This is a genomic window from Mucilaginibacter aquaedulcis (assembly GCF_030409325.1).
Classification (GTDB): domain Bacteria; phylum Bacteroidota; class Bacteroidia; order Sphingobacteriales; family Sphingobacteriaceae; genus Mucilaginibacter; species Mucilaginibacter aquaedulcis.
On sequence record NZ_JAUFPR010000004.1, the window covers coordinates 1,192,712 to 1,214,226 of the forward strand.

General features: G+C 40.9%; 26 protein-coding genes. 16 read left to right on the forward strand and 10 right to left on the reverse strand.

The window, feature by feature from the left end; translation table 11 throughout:
• Positions 1-123: 123 nt before the first annotated feature.
• The 10 genes from kbl to QWZ01_RS23685 all read left to right on the forward strand — a co-directional run bounded on the left by kbl (position 124) and on the right by QWZ01_RS23685 (position 7,826).
• Positions 124-1,314 (forward strand): glycine C-acetyltransferase, encoded by a 1,191-nt coding sequence (kbl, locus tag QWZ01_RS23640; RefSeq protein WP_290327775.1) that lies wholly within the window; start codon positions 124-126, stop codon positions 1,312-1,314.
• Positions 1,315-1,420: 106 nt separating this feature from the next.
• A complete protein-coding gene (gene pheS / locus QWZ01_RS23645) occupies positions 1,421-2,452 on the forward strand; it encodes a phenylalanine--tRNA ligase subunit alpha (RefSeq protein ID WP_290327776.1) in 1,032 nt (343 codons plus the stop codon).
• Complete coding sequence (locus tag QWZ01_RS23650; RefSeq protein WP_290327778.1) at positions 2,449-2,856, forward strand: Rieske (2Fe-2S) protein; 408 nt, start codon at positions 2,449-2,451, stop codon at positions 2,854-2,856. Before pheS ends, QWZ01_RS23650 begins: the two co-directional genes overlap by 4 nt.
• Positions 2,857-2,859: 3 nt before the next feature.
• Positions 2,860-3,441 carry a TetR/AcrR family transcriptional regulator gene (locus QWZ01_RS23655; RefSeq protein ID WP_290327780.1) on the forward strand — a complete coding sequence of 194 codons (582 nt, stop codon included), beginning with the start codon at positions 2,860-2,862 and terminating at the stop codon, positions 3,439-3,441.
• Positions 3,442-3,589: 148 nt separating this feature from the next.
• Entirely contained in the window at positions 3,590-4,324 is a 735-nt protein-coding gene (locus QWZ01_RS23660; protein ID WP_290327781.1) for a ferritin-like domain-containing protein, read from the forward strand.
• A 416-nt stretch (positions 4,325-4,740) separates the two neighbouring features.
• On the forward strand, positions 4,741-6,150 hold the full coding sequence (rlmD, locus tag QWZ01_RS23665; RefSeq protein WP_290327783.1) for a 23S rRNA (uracil(1939)-C(5))-methyltransferase RlmD: 1,410 nt from the start codon (positions 4,741-4,743) through the stop codon (positions 6,148-6,150).
• 141 nt (positions 6,151-6,291) lie between these two features.
• Positions 6,292-6,687: a hypothetical protein gene (locus QWZ01_RS23670; RefSeq protein ID WP_290327785.1), complete on the forward strand. Its 396-nt coding sequence runs from the start codon at positions 6,292-6,294 to the stop codon at positions 6,685-6,687.
• Between the two features lie 63 nt (positions 6,688-6,750).
• Positions 6,751-7,260, forward strand: coding sequence for a phosphoribosyltransferase family protein (locus QWZ01_RS23675; protein ID WP_290327787.1), 510 nt, complete (start codon positions 6,751-6,753; stop codon positions 7,258-7,260).
• Positions 7,261-7,291: 31 nt separating this feature from the next.
• Complete coding sequence (locus QWZ01_RS23680) at positions 7,292-7,528, forward strand: hypothetical protein (protein WP_290327789.1); 237 nt, start codon at positions 7,292-7,294, stop codon at positions 7,526-7,528.
• Positions 7,521-7,826, forward strand: a complete 306-nt coding sequence (locus tag QWZ01_RS23685) for a hypothetical protein (protein ID WP_290327791.1) — start codon at positions 7,521-7,523, stop codon at positions 7,824-7,826. The genes QWZ01_RS23680 and QWZ01_RS23685 overlap by 8 nt, the downstream gene beginning before the upstream one ends.
• On the opposite strand, the gene QWZ01_RS23690 is transcribed toward QWZ01_RS23685, so the two are convergent.
• Genes QWZ01_RS23690 through QWZ01_RS23705 form a run of 4 tightly spaced genes read right to left on the reverse strand, consistent with a single transcriptional unit; the run spans position 7,813 to position 11,034 of the window.
• Positions 7,813-8,322, reverse strand: a complete 510-nt coding sequence (locus QWZ01_RS23690) for a shikimate kinase (RefSeq protein ID WP_290327792.1) — start codon at positions 8,320-8,322, stop codon at positions 7,813-7,815. The two genes, QWZ01_RS23685 and QWZ01_RS23690, sit on opposite strands and share 14 nt — an antisense overlap.
• A 9-nt stretch (positions 8,323-8,331) precedes the next feature.
• Positions 8,332-9,390, reverse strand: coding sequence for an ABC transporter permease (locus tag QWZ01_RS23695; RefSeq protein WP_290327794.1), 1,059 nt, complete (start codon positions 9,388-9,390; stop codon positions 8,332-8,334).
• 2 nt (positions 9,391-9,392) lie between these two features.
• Positions 9,393-10,544, reverse strand: coding sequence for a BT_3928 family protein (locus QWZ01_RS23700; RefSeq protein ID WP_290327796.1), 1,152 nt, complete (start codon positions 10,542-10,544; stop codon positions 9,393-9,395).
• Positions 10,545-10,554: 10 nt separating this feature from the next.
• Complete coding sequence (locus QWZ01_RS23705; RefSeq protein WP_290327798.1) at positions 10,555-11,034, reverse strand: DUF1599 domain-containing protein; 480 nt, start codon at positions 11,032-11,034, stop codon at positions 10,555-10,557.
• Between the two features lie 167 nt (positions 11,035-11,201).
• On the opposite strand from QWZ01_RS23705, the gene folP reads away from it, so the two are divergent.
• The 3 genes from folP (at position 11,202) to QWZ01_RS23720 (ending at position 13,344) form a co-directional block, all read left to right on the forward strand.
• Entirely contained in the window at positions 11,202-12,059 is an 858-nt protein-coding gene (gene folP, locus QWZ01_RS23710) for a dihydropteroate synthase (RefSeq protein WP_290327800.1), read from the forward strand.
• Between the two features lie 65 nt (positions 12,060-12,124).
• On the forward strand, positions 12,125-12,583 hold the full coding sequence (locus QWZ01_RS23715; protein ID WP_290327802.1) for a nuclear transport factor 2 family protein: 459 nt from the start codon (positions 12,125-12,127) through the stop codon (positions 12,581-12,583).
• Between the two features lie 11 nt (positions 12,584-12,594).
• Positions 12,595-13,344, forward strand: a complete 750-nt coding sequence (locus QWZ01_RS23720; RefSeq protein WP_290327803.1) for a hypothetical protein — start codon at positions 12,595-12,597, stop codon at positions 13,342-13,344.
• A 19-nt stretch (positions 13,345-13,363) separates the two neighbouring features.
• Here QWZ01_RS23720 and QWZ01_RS23725 read toward each other — a convergent pair whose 3' ends face one another.
• The 5 genes from QWZ01_RS23725 to QWZ01_RS23745 form a co-directional block, all read right to left on the reverse strand.
• Positions 13,364-13,909, reverse strand: a complete 546-nt coding sequence (locus tag QWZ01_RS23725; protein ID WP_290327806.1) for an NUDIX hydrolase — start codon at positions 13,907-13,909, stop codon at positions 13,364-13,366.
• A gap of 126 nt (positions 13,910-14,035) precedes the next feature.
• The gene (locus tag QWZ01_RS23730; protein WP_290327807.1) at positions 14,036-14,833 is read right to left on the reverse strand and encodes a TPM domain-containing protein; all 798 of its coding nucleotides are present in this window, start codon (positions 14,831-14,833) and stop codon (positions 14,036-14,038) included.
• A gap of 11 nt (positions 14,834-14,844) precedes the next feature.
• Entirely contained in the window at positions 14,845-15,279 is a 435-nt protein-coding gene (locus QWZ01_RS23735) for a TPM domain-containing protein (protein WP_290327809.1), read from the reverse strand.
• 117 nt (positions 15,280-15,396) lie between these two features.
• Positions 15,397-15,975, reverse strand: coding sequence for a LemA family protein (locus QWZ01_RS23740; RefSeq protein ID WP_290327811.1), 579 nt, complete (start codon positions 15,973-15,975; stop codon positions 15,397-15,399).
• Between the two features lie 270 nt (positions 15,976-16,245).
• Complete coding sequence (locus QWZ01_RS23745) at positions 16,246-16,815, reverse strand: RNA polymerase sigma factor (protein ID WP_290327813.1); 570 nt, start codon at positions 16,813-16,815, stop codon at positions 16,246-16,248.
• A 363-nt stretch (positions 16,816-17,178) separates the two neighbouring features.
• Here QWZ01_RS23745 and QWZ01_RS23750 point away from each other — a divergent pair, with 363 nt between their 5' ends.
• Genes QWZ01_RS23750 through QWZ01_RS23760 form a run of 3 tightly spaced genes read left to right on the forward strand, consistent with a single transcriptional unit; the run spans position 17,179 to position 19,623 of the window.
• Positions 17,179-18,729 (forward strand): NAD(P)/FAD-dependent oxidoreductase, encoded by a 1,551-nt coding sequence (locus tag QWZ01_RS23750; protein WP_290327815.1) that lies wholly within the window; start codon positions 17,179-17,181, stop codon positions 18,727-18,729.
• A complete protein-coding gene (locus QWZ01_RS23755) occupies positions 18,726-19,211 on the forward strand; it encodes a DinB family protein (protein WP_290327816.1) in 486 nt (161 codons plus the stop codon). Before QWZ01_RS23750 ends, QWZ01_RS23755 begins: the two co-directional genes overlap by 4 nt.
• Before the next feature lie 46 nt (positions 19,212-19,257).
• Entirely contained in the window at positions 19,258-19,623 is a 366-nt protein-coding gene (locus tag QWZ01_RS23760) for a CoA-binding protein (protein WP_290327817.1), read from the forward strand.
• Positions 19,624-19,706: 83 nt separating this feature from the next.
• Here the strand turns inward: QWZ01_RS23760 and QWZ01_RS23765 are convergent, their stop codons facing one another.
• Complete coding sequence (locus QWZ01_RS23765; protein WP_290327818.1) at positions 19,707-21,110, reverse strand: methyltransferase RsmF C-terminal domain-like protein; 1,404 nt, start codon at positions 21,108-21,110, stop codon at positions 19,707-19,709.
• Positions 21,111-21,515: the final 405 nt, after the last annotated feature.

The following is a 21,515-nucleotide window of genomic DNA, read 5'->3' on the forward strand; positions in this document are numbered from 1 at the left end:
AATCAACTAATACTTATTAACCATAAAATGTTTTAAACTACGCTTAATAAATAATTAAGGTTCAATTAACCCTGTCAAATGCCTGTTAATGCTTAATTTTGCACCCTCTAAATAGCATATAATATGTATAACACACTAAAGCCGGTTTTGCAGCAGGAGCTTGCTGATATTGAAAGTGCCGGATTGTATAAGAAAGAACGCATCATTACATCAGCACAAGGTGCTGATATTACAGTTCAGGGTGGTAAAGAAGTGATAAACTTTTGCGCCAATAATTACCTTGGCCTTTCGGGCAATCCAAAAGTAATTCAGGCAGCTAAAAACGTGATGGATACGCATGGGTACGGTTTATCGTCTGTGCGTTTTATTTGCGGTACACAGGATATTCACAAACAGCTTGAAGCTAAAATATCTGAGTTTTTAGGCACTGAGGATACCATATTATATGCCGCGGCGTTTGATGCCAACGGAGGTGTTTTTGAACCGCTGTTTAACGATCAGGATGCCATTATATCCGACGAGCTGAATCACGCGTCTATTATTGATGGTGTGCGTTTGTGCAAGGCTCAGCGCTACCGCTATAAGCATGATGATATGGCCGATCTGGAAGAGAAATTAAAAGCTACCAAAGATCTGCGTCACCGTATTATTGTAACCGACGGTGCCTTCAGCATGGACGGAACCATTGCCCAGCTTGATAAAATTTGCGCCCTTGCCGAGCAGTATAATGCCCTGGTGATGATTGATGAGAGTCATTGCTCTGGTTTTATGGGTAAAACAGGTCGCGGTACGCATGAGCACCATAATGTAATGGGGCAGATTGATATTATTACAGGTACCCTGGGTAAAGCTCTGGGCGGTGCATCAGGTGGTTTTACATCTGGCCGTAAAGAAATTATCGATATGCTGCGTCAGCGCTCACGTCCTTACTTGTTTTCAAACACGCTGGCTCCGGCTATCACCGGTGCATCTATTGCGGTGCTTGATATGCTGAGCGAAACAACCTCCCTGCGTGATAAGCTGGAAGCTAATACCCAATACTTCCGTCAAAAAATGACCGAAGCTGGTTTTGATATCAAGCCAGGTGTGCACCCAATTGTGCCGGTTATGTTGTACGATGCAAAACTTGCCCAGGAATTTGCCGCCAAAATGCTTGACGAAGGCATTTATGTTATCGGCTTTTACTATCCGGTAGTACCTCAGGGTAAAGCACGTATCAGGGTACAGATATCTGCCGCGCATGATACACAACATTTAGATAAGGCTATAGCCGCTTTTACCAAAGTAGGTAAGGAATTAGCGGTAATTAAATAATAGTTCTGCTTTTTTTATATTTGCACACTTGCCGGTATTGTGAGGGTTCACTTTACCGGCAAGTTATGCTGGTTTAATACCGGTAAAATTTAAATAATATCATACAATGCAAGCTCAAATTGATCAGTATACGTCCGAAATAAATGCATTTTCACCGGCCAACGCCGATGAACTGGAAACATTCCGCATCAAATTTTTAGGTACCAAGGGAATTATCAAAGACCTTTTTGAGCAATTTAAAACCGTTGGTCCGGAAGAAAAGCGCACTTTTGGTAAAGTACTTAACCAATTTAAACAACTGGCTGAGGCTAAGTATAACGAACTGAAAGAGCAGCACAGTGCCGAAAGCAGCACCCAAAACGCGCAGGATCTTACCTTGCCGGGCGATGACTTTGCTGTTGGTTCACGCCATCCGCTTTCGCTGGTACGTAATGAGATCATTGATATATTTAAACGTTTAGGATTTGTAGTTGCCGAGGGTCCGGAAATTGAAGACGACTGGCATAACTTTTCGGCACTAAATTTTCCGGAAGAACACCCTGCTCGTGATATGCAGGATACTTTCTTTATTAAAAAGAACAATGGTAAGGATGATATTGCCTTGCGTACACACACTTCATCAGTACAGGTGAGGATGATGGAGCATGGTAAACCACCGTTCAGGGCTATTATGCCAGGCAGGGTTTACCGTAATGAGGCTATATCTGCGCGGGCGCATTGCTTTTTTCACCAGGTAGAAGGTTTGTATGTTGACGAAAATGTATCATTCTCTGATCTGAAGCAAACACTTTATCACTTTGTACAGGAGTTGTATGGTGCAGGTACTAAAGTACGTTTCCGCCCGTCATATTTCCCGTTCACAGAACCATCTGCCGAAATGGATATATCATGTACCATTTGCGGAGGTTCTGGGTGTAACATGTGTAAACACACTGGCTGGGTTGAGATATTAGGATGTGGAATGGTTGACCCTAATGTTTTGGAAAACTGTGGCATAGATAGCAAGAAATATACAGGCTTTGCATTTGGTATGGGTATGGAAAGAATAGCCAACCTGAAATATGTTATAAAGGATCTGCGTTTATTCTCAGAGAACGATGTTCGTTTCTTAAAACAGTTTCAAACAGAAATGCTATGAGGAAGCTCGTACTGGTACTATTAACAGGTATTTGTATTTTTTCATGCGGAAAAGGGAATCAAGTTCCAAGCCCTCCTATTAATTTTCAGGCAGATATTAATCCCAAATATAGTGCACTTAACAGTGTAGGTGGTTATGCTTATGTGCCAGGATATGGTGTAGCTGGTTTGCTCTTATATCACTCACAAACGAGGGGAATTGTTGCATACGATCGTTGCAGTAGTTATCAGCCTGAAAAAAAGTGCGCAGTTACTGTTGATGATACCGGTTTTCAGGCTGTTGATGCATGTAGTGGCTCTAAGTTTTCATTGGAAGACGGCACTCCAGTAAAGGCACCCGCTACTCAATCACTGCGATCGTACCAGGTAGCAACCACTCAATTCACTATTCAAGTCTTTAATTAATAAATGGAAGCCGATAAAATAAAAGATAGTATTAAAAGGGCGGCGCAGGATCTGTTCCGTAAATTCGGTTACCATAAAACCAGTGTTAACGAAATTGCCAAGAAGGCAAAAATTGCAAAGGCCACTATTTATAAATACTTTGATAGTAAAGAGGCTGTTTTGCACATTTTGTTAATGGATTATATTAAAGCCAGTGTTGATGACCTGGTGCAAAGCAACACGCTTGATTTGGATGAGGAAGCCTATTTGAACAACCTCATCATGAAAACCTGCCGCTTGTCATACACCATATGTAATGAATTTATAGGCTGGGATTTTATCAGGGAATCAACCAATTCGCAGGATTTTTTGAAAAACCTATCGAACGAACTCGAGGAGTTATTGATGGCTTCCTTTGTTCAGTTACCGGGTATACGTAAGTATGAAACTTATCAGCAGCGCCTGCGTTTCCTGATCAAGTGCAGTAAAAGCATTGTGTTCAGTTTTGCCTTTACATCAGTAAGCGATTCAGATGTACGCAAGAATTTTGTTTCTTTTCAAAAGGAGATCCTTCCATATTTAGTGAAAGCGGCTATTTCGGTTTAGTTTTTTTGATGAATAATTATTTGGAATGATAAAATCTTCTTTGTTACTTTGAAATACAAAGTAGATTTGAAATTTGTAACAGGCCAAATGGCCTTAATTTTTAGATGTTTACTTTGTAATTCAAAGTACTTTATAATAAATCATCATTATGCATACAAGCAATTATTGGATAGGTCATTTCAAGATAAATGCATCTATAAAAAGAGTAAACTGGAATTTACGTCCTGTAATAACTCCTGAAGAAGTTAAGGTGATATTGCCATCTTTACAAGCCTGGCAGTTAGGTGAAACATCAGACGGGAAAAACTTAATCGCCGCATCTACTGAATATGCAGATAAAATGGACGCCCCGGATTATGTGGAAGCCGTAAAGCTTTTTATAAAGGAAGAACAAAAGCACGGCAATAATCTGGGTATGTATCTGGATGCCATCGGGCAACCCCGGATTAAGAAAGATTGGGGCGATAGCCTTTTCAGAAAAGTTCGATACCTAAATACAAGCATGGAAATATGGACATTGGCTGTTATTGTTGTTGAAAGTACTGCACAGATATTTTACCAATCATTAAAAGATGCTACAAATTGCGGTCTGTTGAAAGAGATCTGCACGGATATTTTAATAGACGAAGCATATCATATTACTTTTCAAACAGAGCGGTTGGCTATGATATATGAACGCAAAAATTCCTTCTCACAAAGCTGGCGCAAACAAGTTTACCGGTATTTTTTTTATGCCACATCAACCTTAGTATGGTTGGCTCATAAACAAATATTTAAGGCTGGAGGCAATACCTATGAATCATACAAAAGGAAAATGGAATATAAATATATCAAAACCATAAAAATGATCACCAATACGCAGGAAATCCAATGGGATTACTAAGCATTGTAACAATTAATAAAATACTGTATACTGATTTGGTTTTTGGTATTAAATTTACTATGTTAGCATAGTAAATTTTTTATCATGAGCCGCGAACTGACAGAATTTTCAGACCAGATTGATGAGCAATTTGACATAGCCATAGCCGATATGGATGCAGATGATTTTGTATCTTACATTATGAGCTTGTTTGCTTGATGGTTCTTCTTTCCTTATCGTAATTCGCTTTTAGCGAAATGGTATTTTATTGCCTTATCTTGTAAACTCTTTCCATGTTTTCTTATTTCTTGAATCTTATATTTTGACTTTACTATCCCGTTAGCTTCATAGTTTTTCTTATTTCTTGACTCTCACCTCTTGCTTCTCTCTCCCCCGCCATTTCAGGATTAAATAAATACGGTTAACTTTGCAGCCTGATGAATAAAGTTGCTAAACAGAAGTTTTTTGAGGATGTTCGGATCATTGATATTGCCGAAGAAGGTAAGGGCGTAGGTAAAACCGACGACTTTGTGCTTTTTGTGGATAAAGCCATTCCCGGCGACGTAGCCGATGTACAGGTTTATAAAAGCAAAAAGAATTTTGGTGAAGGAAAGATCGTGACGCTTAAACAGCCGTCGGAATACCGGGTTGAACCGTTTTGCGAGCATTTTGGTACCTGTGGTGGCTGTAAATGGCAGCATATGGATTATACAGGTCAGTTGAAATTTAAACAAAAATCTGTAGCCGATGCACTGGGTCGTATAGCTAAAATTGATGTTGAAGATATGATGGATATTGTGCCATCCCCTGCCGATCGTTATTACCGCAATAAACTGGAATATACTTTTAGCGATAAGCGCTGGTTATACGATGGCGAGAATAAAGAAGACGAAACACTGAACATGAACGCGCTGGGCTTTCACATCCCTGGCCGTTTTGATAAAATATTGGATGTAAAGCACTGCTATCTGCAAGCTGAACCATCAAACACCTTGCGCAACAGCATCCGCGATTTTGTAATTGCTCAGGGTTATACTTTTTATAACCTCCGAAACCACGAGGGTTCGCTGCGCAACCTGATCGTACGAACCTCATCAACCGGCGAGATTATGGTGATTGTGGTATTTGCCTATGTAAGTGAAGAGGAGGTTAACAAGCTGATGAACTTTATTGATGCCGGTTTTCCGGAGATCACATCACTATTGTACATCATCAACCAAAAAAAGAACGATACCATTTTTGATCAGGATGTTGTAGCCTTTAAGGGCCCTGAATATATTCATGAGGAAATGAACGGGATAAAATTCCGGATCGGTCCAAAATCATTTTATCAAACCAACAGCATCCAGGCTCTGCGCCTATATGAAATAACCCGCGACTTTGCAGGTTTTAAAGGCGATGAACTGGTTTATGACCTGTATACAGGAGCTGGTACCATAGCCAACTTTATTGCCGGCCATGTAAGGGAGGTAGTTGGAGTTGAATACGTGCCAACCGCTATAGAAGATGCTAAAGTAAACTCGGCCATTAATAATATAACCAACACAAAATTTTATGCCGGTGATATGAAAGATGTGCTTGTAGCCGATTTTGTAGCAGAACATGGCAAGCCGGATGTAATTATTACCGATCCTCCCCGCGCAGGTATGCACCCTGATGTAGTAAACCGCCTGATGGAAATTGAAGCTGAAAAAATTGTTTACGTAAGCTGCAATGCTGCCACGCAGGCTCGCGATTTGCTGGTACTTAAAGAAAAATACGATACTGTAAAAATACAACCAGTTGATATGTTTCCGCACACACAACACGTAGAAAACGTAGTGTTATTAGTGCTAAGGAAAGACTGATAAAGGATTTATAGACGAAGGACTAAGGGATAAAAGAGTAAAGACAAAAAATCCAATAATCTTTTAATCTGTTTATTCCTGGTTCAGACAAAAAAGTATCAACGAAATCAACGTAATCAAAAATAAATCAACGGTCAAATTATGCAACCCGAAGATCTGTTAAACGAAGGTAATGAAAGTAAGAAACCGGCAGCTGATAGCCCGCTGTTGAGTGTGGAACGTGACCTTAAAATATTTAAAGAATCTATCCATGAGGTAGCTGTAGAAATTATGATGGAGGGACTTTCATCTTACCCTATTTTTATAGCTCACCAGCATGAACTTAAACTGGGCGAGGTAATATTGGACAGGAACGATTTAAACTCTGAGTGGAGCATTCATGCCTCAACACTTGAGGAGTTTGAAGAGCGAGGCGTTATTAAGCCAGAACTGAAAGACCGCTTTATTAATAGCTACAAAAATCCTAACGAGTATATGTGCGTTTTTGTGGTAGTGCCCGAAGGTGCCAATTTTGTATACTTTCCGTATGCGAAGTAGTAATTGAAGTTATTGGTGGGTAGTTAATTTTATATATTTACATCAGTATTTTATTATCCGAACATGTCCGAAAAGAAACTCCTGATATTAAACCAGCAGCAGATACAACAAAAGATTGACCGTATTGCCTACCAGATACTGGAAGATAACTTTGACGAAGAGGAAATACTGATAGCAGGCATATTACCCCGGGGTAACCATATAGCTCAACGTATAAAAAACATTTTAGATACAATTGCGCCTTTCAAAAGCAAGCTGTTAACCATCGAGATTGAAAAACAAAGCAGCACACTTCAGGCCATTATTGATTTTGATAAACAGGAGTGCAATAATAAAGTAGTGATCCTAGTTGATGATGTACTAAACAGCGGCAAAACCCTGGCCTATGGCTTTGGTGTTTTTCTGGATGTGCCATTGAAAAAGCTGCGTACTGTAGTACTGATCGATCGTAATCACAAAAGCTTCCCAATAACAACGGATTTTGCAGGTGTTGCCCTTTCAACCGTGATCAAAGAACACGTAGATGTTGTTTTGACCGAAACAGGTGGTGAAGACGCTGTTTATTTGATGTAGAATCGTTAAATTTGTTTATATACTTTCGATTATGTCAGTAGCTGAAATCAAAAAAACAAAATCAAATTTAATAGCCTGGATTGAGCAGCTTTCCGACTCAAATATGTTGCTGGTTTTAGATGGATTGAGAAATAGCAAAACTGATAAGGATTGGTGGTACGATTTATCTGAGGCGCAAAAGCAACACATTGATGAAGGAATAAGTGATGCCGAAAGTGGCCGGGTTATCTCATCAAATACGTTTTGGAATAATCTAAAGGATGCCTGAAAATGCCTCTGTCGGTATTATTTTTACCAAGCGTTCAAATACCGACGCAATAGCTACCAAAAATTATTTACTCAATAAGTTTACTCAAAAAGAAGTAGCCAAATTTTACCGATTACTTGAAATATTTGAAAGCGTGGTAACAGTATTTCATGAGCTTTATCCCTTAAGTTCAAAAGGTAAAAATATTCGTAGGGCGGTTTTAAGCAAGCAATTGTCAGTTTTTTACAAGATTGGCGAAAATCAAATTACGGTACTAACGATATTAGATAATCGGTTAGATTATTCTAAATGGCCTTAATTCCCAAAGCCTCTTCCAGTTTTTCTACTGACATATCAATTCCTTCAACAATATTGCTCGCTTGCAGGTAATAACTTTCGCGCTCTGCAAGTTTACCTGTAATAAATTCTACAAGCTCGTCCCCTTTTTTGCCTTGCAATACCGGACGTATGGTTTTGCTGTTTTCAAGCCTGTCGGCAAGTGTTTTTGGTGATAATTTGATATATAAACTCTTGCCATTGGAATTCATCCATTGCATATGGTCAAAAAAGCATGGTAGCCCGCCACCGGTTGATACCACTACATTTTCAGGATATTCAGTATGCTTTAGTACATCTGATTCCAGTTTGCGGAAAGCGTCTTCTCCAAAGCTCGAAAAATACTCGGCAATGCTCATACCGGCCTTTGCTTCCAGTACATGGTCAAGATCAATAAATTCGTAGCCTAATTTGGCTGCCAGTTTTCGGCTCCAGGTGGTTTTGCCACAGCCCATAAAGCCGACTAAAAAATACTTCATAATAATATATCAGCTTAATTTTACCCGCGGATCTATCCAAACATAAATAATATCAACCAAAATACTGATCACCACAAAAATAAAAGCGATGAAAAGTATAGAGCCCATCACCACCGGGAAATCTGACATTTCCAGTGCATCAACCGTAGCTTTACCCAAGCCATTGTACCCAAAAATGTATTCTACAAAAAATGATCCGGCCAGTAACGACGCAAACCAGTTGGCAATAGCTGTGATTACAGGGTTTAACGCGTTTTTAAGTGCATGGCGGTAAATAATTGTACTACTGCCCAAACCTTTTGCCCGGGCGGTACGGATATAATCCTGACCCAAAACATCGAGCATGGCATTGCGTGTTAACTGAACTACAATAGCCAGCGGACGCAAGCCCAAAGTGATCATGGGCAATATCAGATTCCGGATACTGATCACCTCACCTCTGAAAGGGTCATAACTGTACAAACTGCCCGACATGTTCAAGCCGGTATACTTACTCAGTTCAAACCCGAATATCCAGGCGATAATGATGCCCGCGAAAAATGATGGAGCTGATATTCCTAAGGTTGAAAAGCTTATAGCCAATTTATCAATCCATGTATCCTTGTTCACCGCGCTCAACACACCTAAAAATACGCCTATAATTATAGCGAATATCATAGCTGTGGTTGCCAATACCAAAGTGTTTGGAATAACATCCATTAAAAGACTTGCTACATCCTTACGTGTTTGGTATGAACGGCGCAGGTAGGGCCATTTTATAGCCAATACTTTTGTTGTACCAATCGGGAATAGCTTGGCGTAATGGTATCGTTGCTGTTCGTCGGCATTATTTAAATGGATACCGATAGGTGAAAGATCATTAAGGTAGTAGGCAAATTGTACAGGGATGGGTTTATCCAATCCAAATTCTTTACGTACTGCCTGTAAGGATTGTACATCAGCACGCTGGCCCTGCGTCATCCGGGCCGGGTCAACAGGTAAAATATTGAAAAGGAAAAAAACAACCAGCACCACGCCCAACATTACGGCCAGTCCGTAAAATATTTTGCGGATGAGGTAGCTGATCATTATTACTGGTGTTGAAAATATTTTTTTACCATACCGTCATAAGTAGGCACCGAGTGGTAATGCCATTTATTAACGATGGTTCCGTTTTTAAGCAGCAGCACCCCAGGGTTGGCACGCACCATTGATTTAAGTGGTACACCATCGGCATAAAAAATTTCAGTGACCAATTTGTGAGCTTTGGCAAAGGCCTCCGCGCTTTGGGCAGAATTTGAGGTAAGCAGTACTGTACGAATATTATAATTCTCCGTAGCATTAATAGCCAGGGCATTTAAGCGGTTAATGGCTTCTCCGCTGGTTTTATCCAGGTCATAAGCTACTATAACGAGGCTATAAAAAGGATTGCTAAGCAGTTCTTTAGTATAGTCGTTTCCCTGACCGTCTTGTATCGAAAGGTCGCGGATCTTAGGCTCAAAACCTTTTTTAATGAGGCGGCTTTCAGGGTTACCTACTACTTCCCAGTTAGCATCTTTCCAAATGTTGGTACTGAGATATTCCTTATCGCTCATTGTTTTGCTTTCACCTGTCTTTTTGTTTTTAAGATTGTAGGTAACCTCAAAAATATCCAGAGGAGCGCCTGCCGGTATCTTCATTTCGTCTAATATATTGGCTCCTACCTTGTAAGGTAAAAAGTCAATAACAGGCATAAAGTTGTAAGTGTAAATACCAAACCCTACCGATACAATGGCTGCACCTATCAACCATTTATCACCGGCTTTAGGTTTAAACAACGGGCTTATTTTGGTGCGGTTAACAAAAAGAACTAATACAAGTACAAGTAATACCATATCCTTACTAAACGATTGCCATGGTGTAAGCGGAATGGCATCGCCAAAACAGCCGCAGGTTTGTACCACCTTAAAAAAGGCCGAATAAAATGTTAAAAAGCCAAAAAATATAATGAGTAATAACAGGCCCCAGGTTATTTTTACAGCCCTCACGCCTATCAGTAATGCAAAGCCAAGCAACATTTCCAATGCACAGAGCAATATAGCCATGCTCAGCGCAAACCCGTTCAGGAACATGATGTGGAAAACTTCAAAGTATTCTTCCAGCTTGTACGAGAATCCTAATGGGTCATTAGCCTTGATCAGGCCCGAAAAAATGAATAGCAAGCCAACGGCTATTCTGCAAAACCAAATAAGGCTGTTTTTCATTCAGGTAATATTATGCTCCAAGTTTAATTAAGGCAAATACCGAATAGTTAAGCATATCCTGGTAATTAGCCTTTACTCCTTCTGATGCTTCGGTAAGGCCCTGGTTATCCTCAATTTGCTTAACGCGCAGTAATTTCATCAGTATCAGATCAGTTAATGAACTGATACGCATTTCGCGCCAGGCTTCGCCATAATCATGGTTTTTAGCAAACATGAGGGCTTTGGTTTCCTTCACCTTTTCATCAAATAATACTTCTACGTGATCAGGTGCAAGTTCGTTAGGGGTATTGGCAGGGCATTCCAGCTGCATCATGGCTATAACGCAATAGTTTACTATGCCAATATATTCGCCTGTGATGTCTTCGCCAACTTTCGACACCTTTTTTTCTTCCAGTGTGCGTATGCGCTGCGCCTTGATGAATATCTGATCGGTGATGGATTGTGGGCGTAAAATGCGCCATGCGGTGCCATAATCACGAGTCTTTTTCATGAAAAGGCCCTTGCAAATGTTAATAACTGCGTCGTATTCTGCTGATGTATTGCTCAACTTATTGATCTGTTTTAGGGGTTGATGTGTTTTATTTAAAAGCTGTTAGGGCTACGTAAAGATTAAATTAACTTTGCATCGTTCATCTAAACAGCGTTTATATAAAAACAGTGGCTAAAGATACATTTTTTCATAAAAAGGTTACCCTAAATGCCGGCGGTAAACTTATCGACATATCCTCGCCCAAAGTTATGGGTATTATTAACCTAACGCCCGATTCATTTTATGAAGGCAGCCGTAAACCCGGTATTGAGGAAGCTCTGAAGCAAGCCGAAAAAATGATGACCGATGGTGCAACCTTTTTAGATATCGGAGCTTATTCCTCTCGTCCGGGCGCTACAGATATTTCCATAGCTGAAGAAACAGACCGTTTGCTGCCCATTGTAGAGGCAATTATTGCCGCTTTCCCCGAAGCTATACTTTCTATCGATACTTTCCGTGCCCTGGTTGCCGAGGCCGCCATTAAAGCCGGAGCGCATATTATTAATGATATATCCGGCGGGCAGTTGGATAACGATATGTTCGCTACGGTAGCCCGTTTGCAAATTCCCTATATATTAATGCATATGAAGGGCACACCTCAAACTATGACACAGCTTGCGCAGTATGATAATGTGTTTTTGGATGTGTATGATCATTTGGCATCCCGCTATCAACAGTTGAAACAGTTGGGTGTTCACGATGTAATTATTGATCCCGGTTTTGGGTTTGCCAAAAAACAAGAGCATAATTATGCCTTGATGAACCGTTTGCAGGATTTTCAGGTATTGGGCTTACCCGTACTGGCAGGTATATCCCGTAAAAAAATGATATACGGTTTGCTGGAGAACACTGCAGCGGAAGCGCTGAACGGTACCACTGTTTTGAATACCATAAGCTTGATGAAGGGCGCAAATATATTACGGGTGCACGATGTGAAAGAGGCGGTGGAAGCAGTTAAGATCTGGGGGGTGTTGGCACAATCTTAAACTAAGGTGATATTGGCAGGTAAACATTATCGGCGATTAATTATATTAGTAAGTCAGTAATCTTTATGAAAAAATTGATCACACTAATCGTTATCATGATCCTGTCTGTTAGGGGTTATGCTCAGCAAACCGATCAGGATGCTATCAAACAAACCATCAATACCATGTTTGATGCCATGCGCAAGGGCGATAGCACTTTATTGCGAAGCACTTTTGCCAAAGGGATCGCTTTTCAGGGTGTAGCCAATAAAAAGGATGGCTCAGTAGCTTTGGAAACTGAAAATGCCGATGATTTTATAAAAGCGGTGGGTACACCGCATAAAGGTGTGTGGGATGAGCAGGTTATTTTTAAAGATATTAAGATTGATGGCCCTTTATCCAGTGTTTGGGCTCCATACAAGTTTTACCTCGATAAAACTTTTAGCCATTGCGGTGTAGATGTATTTCAGCTGATGAAAACTAAAGATGGCTGGAAGATCATTTATATTGTAGATACCCGCCGAAAAGATAATTGCCCGGAGTAGTTTACTGATTTATGAAAGCAAAAAGACTTTGGATTGATATTAGAGTAAATAACTCGGGGATCGCAAAATATGAGGATTTTACAAGGTATGGCGTTTTCGTGGGTAATTTGTTTACCTTTCACCTCCCTGAGATTGCAGTGAATAAGGTGAGTAAAATTGTGGTAGAGTTTTCTCGTCATCCCGATGAAATAGATATATCATCTTTTAACAGTATTCATACCATAAAAGAAACGTTCCCTTTTAATAAATTTAGTAAACAGGATTTTTTAGGGAAAGTTAAGCTATTATCAGAATGTGTGTATAAATGTTTAACTGCTCTGTATGAGAAGTTAAATTTTAATTTAGGTCAGTTAGATTTTGGTTACCAAGAAATATTAAATAATGGTTTTAAGTTAAGCAAGGAGTTATTTAAAGGAGCTAAGTATAATAAAACCAAAACCATCAAAGCTGTTGTAATGGCCAACTTCCTTTTTGATTATACAGAAATAAAAATCAGTTTTTTGGATAAAAAAGGTGTAGTAGTTACAGAACAGATATTGTTTAAAACTCATCCGGGATGGTTTTTCTATACGCGATTACTAGAATCTGCAAAATGGGTAGATAATGATACATTTGAATTGTCCGGTTTAAATAATGAAATAAAATTGAGAATCAGGGTTGATGGGCAAATCGCTCCTTATTATAGCCCGATAAACAGAGATATAAGCGGCATCAAAGAAGAAATTCGATACTTCACATCAGAGGTTATGTTCAAAATGTAACTACAGCAATTTTTTTAAATTATAATACTCCGAGCTTTACCATACCATAAAATAAGCCTGCGCAGTGCATGGCTTGTACTATCTTATTTTCAAGCAGTAACTGCTTTACCTCATCTATAGTATATTCTTCAACAATCAGTTCTTCGTGATCATCAAGTGCCTGGCCCTGCACTTTTTTACCGCCTTTAGCCAGGTAGGTAAATGTTTTGTTGTTTGCAGTTGAAGGATTGCCGTAAACTGTACAGATCAGTTCAAAATCATCAAATTGGTAGCCGGTTTCTTCGAGCAGCTCACGACGCAGGCCCTCTACTGGCGATTCATCACCATCAATTACACCTCCGGGTATTTCCAGCGAAACAATACCTGCAGCATGGCGGTATTGGCGTACCATTAATACCTTATTATCTTCGGTTATAGCTACGGCATTAACCCAATTGCTATATTCTAATACGTAATAGTCATTTACAATGCGGCCGTCGGGCATTTCACATTTATCAATGCGTAAAGTAGCCCATGGGCCTTTGTGTATATAATGTGATGAAAGTAATTTCCAGGTGAGATCCATGTATAATAATTATTGAATTATCTATTAAGTGAATTATTGATTGGAAAGAAGACCAATTGAATGAATTATTGATTTTATAAATCATGATGGCTCAATAAACAATCAATAATCCACTAATTGCAATGTTTACCAGCTGCCGCTTGAACCGCCGCCGCCGCCGCTGCCTCCGCCAAATCCTCCGAAGCCGCCACCGCCACTATCGCCGCCCCCTCCGGAGAAACCTCCCCAGTCAGAGCCGCCGCTCCTGCCGCTTCCGCCAAGCATATTGCCCGCTAAAAACCACCAGAACGGGCTGGCACCACCCCTGCCACCAATGATTTGCCTTCCGCCACCACCGCCTCCGCGGTTACGAAACACAATGATGAGTATCACAATCACAATGATAATCAATATAAAAGCGCTGCCGCCACCTTTATTGGCTTTTGACTGCTTTTTATCGGCTTTATATTCGCCTTTGGTGTATTTGATGATGCTGCTGGTAGCTGCATCAAGGCCGCCATAATAATCACCCTGTTTAAAACGTGGTTTTATATCGTTCTGGATAATCTCCTGGGTTATAATATCAGGTAAAGCACCTTCGGCTCCGTATCCGGTTTGGATGGATACTTTGCGGTCGCCAACGGCAACCAGCACCAAAATTCCATTGTTTTTATCTTTTTGGCCAATACCCCATTTACGTAACAGCGCAACACCGTAGGCATTAATATCGTAACTACCCACCGATTTCAGGATCACCACAGCAATCTGCGTACTGGTTGAGTCATTAAAGGCAACGAGTTTATTTTCGAGTTTTTGCTTATCGTCTGCAGACAGAGTGTTGGTATAATCTGTTACGAGTGTAGTTGAGCGCTCGGGAAAATCCTGCGCCAAAGCTATAAAGGTGCTTAGCAACAGGCTAAAGAACAATATGATTTTTTTGAACATGAGTTTAAGTGTTAATCGCCATCCATGAAGGCAATGTCATCGGGCAACTCATTAATGTCGCCCTTGTTATGAGGGAAATATTTTTGCAGCTGTTCTCCCGCTATTTTAAGGCCGGTAATGATGCCTTCTACAATATCACCATATTTAAAATGCTGCATCATATCCTCTTTGGTGCTGTCCCAAAAATTGGGTGGAACAACCTGGTTTATACCGGCATCGCCTATGATGGCAAACTTACGGTCAACGGTGGCTACATAAATAAGTACACCGTGACGCAGCTTGGTTTTTTGCATATTAAGCTGAAAAAAGTACTTCGCGGCGCGGTCAAGCACATCTTCGCTGCACTTTTTTTCAATGCACACACGAATCTCGCCCGAACTCCTGTTCTCCGCCTCTTCAATAGCTTTGCGGATTCGCTGCTGCTCTTCTTCGTTAAATACTGCCATGTTTTTTGTTGATGATTTAGTGAATTATCGATTTAGTGAGTTTTTAAATATTGAATTATCAAGTCCGCAGATCCGATGACCTGTAACTTCGATAATTCAACATTCACTAATCATTCATTAAAACTGAACCTTTGGTGCTTTATCAGCTCCTGGCTCGGCAGTGAAATAGCCTTTTTCACTAAAGCCAAACATTTTAGCGGTTATATTAGCCGGGAACGAGCGAATGGTGGTATTAAATTCCTGAACGGCGGTATTAAAATCCTGGCGGGATACCTGTATGCGGTTTTCGGTACCTTCTATTTGAGCTTGCAAGCCCAGGAAGTTTTCGTTGGTTTTTAAATTAGGGTAATTTTCTGTTACCACCAATAACCTTCCTAATGCCGAACTTAATTCGCCCTGAGCAGATTGGAATGCCTTGATAGATTCGGGGGTTAGCTTAGTAGGGTCAACCTGTACCGAAGTGGCTTTGGCACGTGCCTCAACAACTGCGGTTAAGGTGCTTTTTTCAAAATTAGCAGCACCTTTCACTGTATTTACCAGGTTAGGTATCAGATCGCTGCGGCGTTGATACTGGCTTTGCACAGCTGCCCACTTGGTTTTAATGTTCTCGTCCATTTTAACCATGCTGTTATAGCTGCATGAGCTTAACGACATGGCGGCTGTTATTATTAATATTACAGATAATAGCTTTTTCATTTAATTATGTTTTTTTGAGATGTGATTTTTCTGTTAGATTACAAATTGCGTACCGTTGTTACAACCGATTGCGGTTAGTGACAACATGGCAATATACACGTCTATAAAGATAATTAAAACATTTAAGCTATCAGGAATATTAGAGAACACTTAAAAAAATAAGCGTGGCCTCCTGCCGCTTCGTGGTTCAGGCTATGAGTGCCTGAACTTTGCGTATTTAGTAATCTTTCGAGGGGAGGACTTGAAGAAGAACAACAAGTAGGGTAAGGATTACCCTGCCATACAATGTTGTTCGCGGGAGGTGAGTTTGGTTATCATTTCTTTCAGTACGTTACGGGCACGATATAGTGTGGTGCGTGAAAGTAGTTCAGTCATGCCTAAGGAGTTACCTATTTCCTGGTGTGAGTACCCTTCAATGGCATACATGCTAAATACAGAACGGTAAGTTTTAGGCAGCTTTTGTACCAGTTTCATCAGGTCTTTTGCTTCCAGTCCGTTTTCGTTATATGATTTGCTGATAGGCATATTACTTTCAGCCGCAAAATCATCAACCAGCATCATTGGCTTTAATTTGCGGTAGCGTGATATGGCACAATGTACCATGATACGACGGATCCAGCCTTCCAGGCTGCCATCGCCCCGGTAGTTGTTCATGTTCCTGAACATTTTTATAAAACCTTCCTGCAGTATATCCTGTGCTTCGTCTTTATCGGTTGCATAACGCATGCATACAGCCAGCATTCTGGGTGCCAATAATCTGTATAGTTGTTCCTGTTGCTTACGGTCGTTTTTTAAACATCCTTCCCAAAGGGTCATTAAGCGGTCTTCAGCGATATTCATTTTGTGTTGTATTTTTATACTGTGTCTATGCCAATACAGGTGCCATTTTATAAGTATTTGATTTTCAATAAAATAATTTTATATGGCCTTTTAAAACTGTTCGATAGCGGACGGTCAATGTGCACGTACGGACGGTTTTACTCACTCTTACATCGCTGCGCTCGCTATCCCTCTCTTCGGCTTCGCCGGAAAGAGGGAGTGAGGAAAAGTTTGTTATAGTTCCTTATTTTATTTCCCTCTTTGCGAAGCAGAGAGGGTTGTCGAGCACAACGATGACGGGGTGAGTTAACTCTGCTTATATGATTTTGAAGTGCGATTTTTCTTACCTTTGTACTAATCCGGGATAAAAACTCGGCCGCATGTATGATCAAAGAAGTAGAAATAGTTTGCCCCACCGGGCAGCAGGAAGATGAAACCGTAATAACCCGCTTAGCGGCGGCTTCCCTGAATATCCAGCCTAAAAATATATCGGCAGTAAAAGTTTTAAAGCGCTCCATTGATGCCCGCGGCCGCAAGGTGGTGTACCGTATGCAGGTAAAGGTGTTTTTAAATGAGGTTTATCAGCCCGAAATATTTACCATTAATTATCCTGATGTACAATTTGGCCGACCTGTTATTATAGTAGGTGCGGGCCCTGCTGGTTTGTTCGCTGCATTACAGTGTATTCAATCAGGATTAAAACCGGTTATTATTGAGCGGGGTAAAGATGTGAAACAACGGCGCCGTGATTTGGCCAATATCAATAAACAAGGTCTGGTAAACCCCGAATCAAACTATTGTTTTGGAGAAGGTGGGGCCGGAACTTATTCGGATGGTAAGCTTTACACGCGCTCAACCAAACGTGGTGATGTAAACCAGGTGCTAAAAATGTTTGTGGCCCACGGGGCAGATGAAAATATTTTGGTAGATGCGCGTCCGCATATCGGTACCAATAAATTACCGCAGATCATCACTGCCATGCGCGAAACCATATTAAATGCCGGCGGCGAAATATTGTTTGATACCAAGGTAACCGCTCTGCTGGTTGAGTTTGGTAAAATAAAAGGTGTAAAACTGGCCAACGGTGAAAAGCTAACATCCGATGCGGTGATCCTGGCCACAGGCCATTCCGCACGTGATGTTTTTGAAATGCTGCATCATCAAAATATCCTGATAGAAGCTAAACCTTTTGCTTTGGGTGTAAGGATTGAGCATCCGCAGGAAATTATTGACCGTGCACAGTACCATTGCGAATACCGCGGTCCCGATCTGCCTCCATCGTATTATAACCTTGTTGAACAGGTAGATGATCGTGGTGTGTTTTCTTTTTGCATGTGCCCGGGTGGTATCATTGCTCCCTGCGCAACAGAGGCCAATGAAATTGTGGTAAACGGCTGGAGCCCGTCTAAACGTAATAATCCATTTGCCAACTCAGGTACGGTAGTACAGATCAATATGGAGGATGTTGAAGGTGATGACAGCGATCCGTTTAAGATGCTACATTTTCAACAACAGATAGAACATGCTGCGTATATTGCAGGAGGCGGTAGCCTGGTAGCCCCTGGCCAGCGTATGGTTGATTTTGTAGAAGGGCGATTGTCAAATGATCTGCCGGTAAACTCTTATTTGCCCGGCACCAAAAGCATTGAGCTAAAAGAGGTACTGCCACAGTGGATCCATAAACGACTGCAAAAAGCATTACCGGCCTTCGGCAAAAAGATGAAAGGCTATTATACTAACGAAGCCATATTGGTAGGTGTAGAGTCGCGAACTTCATCGCCGGTAAAAGTTCCGCGTGATAAGGAAACGTTGCAGCATCCACAGGTTCAGGGATTATTCCCATGCGGAGAAGGTGCTGGTTATGCGGGTGGCATTATTTCTGCTGCAATTGATGGTATCAACTGCGCGCTGGCAACTTTAAAAATATTATCATGAGCATTTCTGAAAAACTTTCATCACAATTAACCAACGTATTATCTGGCGATCCCTGGTATGGGTTTCCAGTATATACTATAATAGAAGGTATCAGCTTTGAGGCAGCCTACGAAAAACCACCAGGATCGGTACATAATATAGCAGCTATAGTTTTACATATGGTAGCGTGGACGGAAGAAGTGATGGACAGGATGAACGGCTTGCCATCGGGCTTACCAACCAGCGGTGACTGGCCCCCTATCGGTACGCCCGACGAACAAAAATGGCAGAATTATGTTGAAGATTTGAAACTGGTTAATGTAAATTTGATAGGCATCATCCAAAAATTTCCGGAGGATCAATGGAGCTTGCCAATTAATGATGAACGTAACCGCGAACTGGGAACCGGTGTAACTTATGAAGAACTGATCAACGGATTGATACAGCACCATATATACCACTCGGCCCAGATAGCATTATTGAACAGAATAATTAATGGCTAATAATCAGGATTTCGCAAATCAACCGGTGCAAATCCGCCTTAATAATATGGCTGACAAAAAAACATTGGTGTTAGGCGCTACGCCCGATGCCAGCAGATATGCTTACCTGGCCGCCAACAGGCTGGTAAGTAAAGGACACACTATAGTAAACGTAGGAATTAAAACAGGCGAAGTAGCAGGAGTGCCCATTGAGAAGCCCGAAACTATCCACAATGATATTGATACAGTAACCTTATATGTTGGCCCGCAAAACCAACCGCCACTGTATGATTATATATTGAACACACACCCAAAGCGTATCATATTTAATCCCGGAACTGAAAACTCGGAGTTACGCCGTATGGCCAACGAAAATGGAATCGAAACAGAATATGCCTGTACACTGGTGCTGTTATCCATCGGAGATTATTAGCCCCCAACCCCCTAAAGGGGGAGTTTCTGATTTGAAAGGTTTTTTATGTAAAGACACATCTAATGTGTCTCTTTTTGTACCATCTAACTAATAACTCCCCCTTTAGGGGACTGGGGCGCTTCCTGGTTTAGAATTCTGATCTCTTTCGGATAATAGTTATTGATACGATTGGGCAATAATTTAGCCCAACCCAATGCATGCCCTTCAAAGGTCATCAAACTCCATCCTTTTTCTGTAGGGTTAAGGTCGATGTTATCACGACGAAGATATTGTATGGCCTGATCGTGATTTAGCGGGGTTTGCAAAACCGCATCCTTATTAATAATAGAGCTTAAGGCCAGTTCATGATCGGGTATCAGATCTTTTCCCATCAGCTTACCGATCCTCACTCCTGATTTTTTCAGGTATAAATGCCGCTGTAAAATATTGAGACTTTCTTTATGCTTACGGTTAATAGCCAGCCATTCGTCGTTTACCGTAAAATAATAAAAGCTATCCGGATCGTTGATATAGGTTTTTACCTGATCAATTTCGCGGCTGCTTATTTTTTGCGACATGTTATTTTTAAAGTTACCCAACTCGCCGGTATTGTTTTTCTTTTGCAGGCAGGCGGCAAACAAGCCCTCACCCTTTACCTGTCCTGGATAAAAGCGGTAGCCCCATGCTTTTTGCTGTGCCGACTGGCTTTCTACAATACCCCAATCCTTATTTATAGGTATACGTATACTTTCGAGCTCAAACTCCTGGCAAAGCCAATCCAATATATCTTCGTTTTCCTGATGCGAGTAAGAGCAGGTACTATATATAAGGTAGCCATCCTCGGTAAGGGCGGGCAGTATGTCGGCCAATATGCGCTCCTGCCGCTGGTGGCACAGGTTCACGTTATCTTCTGACCATTCATTCATAGCCTGCGGATCTTTACGAAACATACCTGATCCGGAACAAGGAGCGTCAACCAATATAATATCAAAGAAGCTTTTCAATCGACCTATATCTCTTGGGTCGTTATTACTTACTATTACATTGGCCTGTCCCCAGCGTGTTAGGTTATCTGTTAATATCGGTACACGGGTTTTAATAATTTCATTGGCCACCAACAGATCATCGGGCCCGATGGCCGAATTTAGCAGCGTGCTTTTACCGCCTGGAGCAGCACAAAGGTCAAGCACCTTTACATATTCTGCTTTGTTTTGCCTGATATGTTTTACAATATGATCAATAAACATCGATGAAGCTTCCTGAACATAATAGCATCCGGCATGAAAAAGCGGATCAAAAGTGAACGACGGGCGCTCATTTAAATAAAAACCATCGGCGCACCAGGGTACCTGCCCATCTGTTTTTTGTGCCGATGGCTTAAAAGGATTCAACCTTATAGAGGTAGGGGCATCCGAAAATTGATGAGCTTTGATGAAATTTTGCTCATCAAAGCCGGTTTCTGCGCTTAATGAAGCCAGGAAGTTTTCAGGAAATGTGGTTTTATTCATATACTTTTCAAATATACAAATTAGAAGAATGCTATCATTTATAAGATATAGCTGGCTTCGGGACTTAAGTTTAAGGTTAGTTTACAGTGAGTTGCAAAATTGTTTTAATTAATTGAAAATTTCTCTTGGTGCGTAACAGGTTTTGTGTGTACATTTGTGGCCGCTCAAATAAAAAGGGCGTTGTTTTTTGAAGATTGGCAGATTGAAAAAAGGTTTAAAAAAGTGAAAATTTCGCTTGATAAATCAGAATAAGATTTGCACTTTTGCAGCCCGCTACGGAGGGCGCAAGTCTGAGTGTAGAGGGTTCTGAAACTTATAAAAATTCGAAAGAAAAATAAAAAAAATAAGTTTTGGAAAATAGGAAAAGGTTTTTACCTTTGCACTCCCGAAACGAAGGAAGAAAAA